General features: G+C 67.8%; 2 protein-coding genes and 1 pseudogene. 2 read left to right on the forward strand and 1 reads right to left on the reverse strand.

What is annotated here, in order from left to right; translation table 11 throughout:
* Positions 1-23: 23 nt before the first annotated feature.
* Entirely contained in the window at positions 24-1,745 is a 1,722-nt protein-coding gene (locus A9W96_RS06685; RefSeq protein WP_082972073.1) for an ATP-binding cassette domain-containing protein, read from the reverse strand.
* 163 nt (positions 1,746-1,908) lie between these two features.
* Here A9W96_RS06685 and mddA point away from each other — a divergent pair, with 163 nt between their 5' ends.
* Positions 1,909-2,673 carry a methanethiol S-methyltransferase gene (mddA, locus tag A9W96_RS06690; RefSeq protein ID WP_067138545.1) on the forward strand — a complete coding sequence of 255 codons (765 nt, stop codon included), beginning with the start codon at positions 1,909-1,911 and terminating at the stop codon, positions 2,671-2,673.
* 67 nt (positions 2,674-2,740) lie between these two features.
* A pseudogene (locus A9W96_RS06695) lies at positions 2,741-3,008 on the forward strand (cation:proton antiporter regulatory subunit); the annotation flags it as partial.

The raw sequence follows: 3,008 nt of genomic DNA on the forward strand, positions 1-3,008 counted from the left end.
GGACCGCGGGCCCGGCGTGGCTGTCATCGCGTGGCTGCACCGGGCCGGGATCGCCGGTCCAGCAACCACGCGGTGGCCAGCGTGAGGACGACGGCGAATGAGGCGAGCGCGATGAGGCTGACCGCGTTGCCGCCCGCAAAGGTCTGCCGGTAGGCGGACATGGCGGGCAACGTGGCGGTGTAACGGTCGAGTTGCAGGTCGCGGCCCAACGCATCGAAGGCGTGCCGGTTGGACAGCACGAGGCTCATCAGGCGCCCGGGCGTGGCCATCTGGTCGACGGGGACGATGGCGCCACCGAACAGCACCTGCGGGAAGCACAGCATCGGCAGGGCAAGGGCCGCCTGCGCGGCGTTGGAGACCGCGGCCGAGGCGAAAAGGCCAAGCGCCAGTGCCGAAATCGCTTCGATCACAATCGTGGTGAACAGCAAGGCGTACACGTGCCACCCGAGCGCGGGGAGCCGACCAAGCGCGCGCAGCACTATCAGCAACACCGCGCTCACTCCGGCCAGAAGCGGAAGCAGCGCCGTCACCTTCGACCCCACATATGCGCTCACGCTGAGGCCGGCCAGGCGCTCGCGCCGGAAGACGGCCATCTCGCCGACGAGCTGAAGTAGACCGTAGGTCAGCCCGAAGAAGAACCCGTCGAACGCAATCCAGAACACGATCTGGGCCGGGCCGACGCCGGCGGCGTCACCCGGATCGAAGGCACCCCGTTTGAACAAGGTCGCCATCATCGCGGTCACCAGCACCGGCGAGCCGAGCAGGATCGCCAGGGTGAGCCGATTACGGACGAGAACATCGACGTTGCGCCGGGTCAGCAGCCACCACTGTCGGACCATGCCCGTGCCGTTGGCATTAGGCGGCGCGGCGGCGACTGCCGGAAGAGTGAAGCCGGGCCGGGCGTCTATTGCCTTGCGGCTCTGCGCGAATCGCTCCGCCCAGGTCCGCGGCGCGCGCTCGGCCGCCAGGCGCTCGTACACCTCGGTGTGGTTTTGCACGCCGAAATAGCGGCGGGCCGCGTCCGGGCTGCCGGTGAAGGCCAGATGGCCGTCGCGGGCCAGGAAGACCACCCGTTCGCACTGGTCGATGGCGGCCGGTTCGTGGGTGGTGAGGACGACGGTGACACCGCGCTGGCTGAGCCGGCGCAGCAGCCGCATCACCTCAGCGGCGGTCGAGGGATCGAGCCCGGAGGTGGGTTCGTCGAGGAAGAACAGGCGTGGCCGGGTCAGCAACTCCACCGCGATGCTGGCCCGCTTGCGCTGACCGCCGGACAGCTGACGAACCGGCACGTCGGCTCGATCGGCCAGGTCGAGGCTGTGCAGCGTCTCGTCGACGATCCGTTCCGCTTCCCGTGCGGTGGTGTCGCCGGGAAGCCGCAGTAGCGCCGCGTAACGCAGGGTGCGGCGCAGCGGCATTTCGAGATGGATGATGTCGTCTTGGGGCACGTAGCCGACTTTCGCGACGGCCCCGACGCCGGCGCGACGCGCGACGCCGCCGTGGCGAAGTTCTCCGGTCGACGGAGGTTGCAGCCCGGCGAGGACCTCCAACAAAGTGGTTTTGCCCGCTCCGCTGCCGCCGGCGATGGCGACCAGTTCGCCCGGCTCCACCGACAGCGACATGTTGTGCAGCAGTTGGCGGCCACTGACGCGCCGGCTGACGTCCACGGCGTCGATCCGTGCGCCGTCCGGCACCCGCTCCGGTTGATCACCCAGCAGCGCGATCGCTGGGCATGTCGATTCGCTCATGATCTGGTCTCCGTACTTTCTCGAGGTTGACCTGTCACCGGTAATCGTCGGTCCACCGCGTGCGCCGCCACATGAGGCGTTTGCCCCAAATGGAGGGCACTATGGCTGAAATTGAGGCACATGCCCTATATGTGTGGGCGTCGACTAGGCGCACAATCAGCTAATGAGGCGTTACCTGACGGTCGGCTACGGCGCCGCCGCTTATCTGCTCTTTCTCGCCGTATTCCTCTATCTCGTCGCGTTCCTGGGCAACTTCTGGGTGCCGCGAACGGTCGATCACGGGCTCTCGGCGCCCGTCGGCCAGGCGGTGTTGGTCAACATGATCCTGCTCGGCGTGTTCGGCCTCCAGCACAGCGTCATGGCGCGGCCGGGGTTCAAGGCGAGGTGGACGCGGCTGGTGCCGCCGTCGATAGAGCGCAGCACCTACGTGATGCTGTCCAACGTCGTGCTGGTGCTGCTCTATTGGCAATGGCGGACGATGCCGGCCGTCCTCTGGAAGGTGGAGCTGCCGGCCGGGCGCCTGGCGCTGTGGACGCTGTTCTGGCTCGGCTGGGCCATCGCGCTGGCGTCGACGTTCATGATCAACCATTTCGACCTGTTCGGGCTCCGGCAGGTCTATTTGGCTTGGCGCGCAAGGCCTTACACCAACCTCGAATTCCGCGTCCGGTTCTTCTACCGCCTGGTGCGCCACCCGCTGATGCTCGGCTTCGTCCTCGCGTTCTGGGCGGGACCCACCATGACCGCCGGACATCTGCTCTTCTCCATCGTGATGACGGGCTACATCCTGATCGCCACGCAATTCGAAGAGCGCGACCTGGTGGCCGCGCTGGGCGATGACTACCGCGACTACCGCCGACAGGTGCCGATGCTGCTGCCGCTGGGGCGCCGGTCGCGCGGTGGCCCCACCCAACCGGCCGAGCTGCACTAACTTTCGGGCGGCAACAAGATCCGCGCCCGGCGACACCGGCGGCGCGCGACCTGTCAGGATTGACGGTATGGACGTCAAGGAGGTGCTGCTCCCCGGGGTCGGTCTGCGCTACGAGTTCACCGATCAGAAGGGCGACCGCATCGGTATCATCGCGCGGCGCAGCGGCGATTTCGACGTCGTCGTCTATGCCCGTGACGACCCGGACGAAGCCAGGCCGCTGCTGCACCTCAGCGACCAGGAGGCCGAAGCCGTGGCCCAGATCCTGGGGGCGCCGCGGATCGCCGAACGGTTCACCGAGCTGGCCCGGGAGATCCCCGGGCTCGAGACCGGCCAGG

This window comes from Mycobacterium sp. 1245852.3 (assembly GCF_001669335.1).
Taxonomy (GTDB): Bacteria; Actinomycetota; Actinomycetes; order Mycobacteriales; family Mycobacteriaceae; genus Mycobacterium; species Mycobacterium europaeum_A.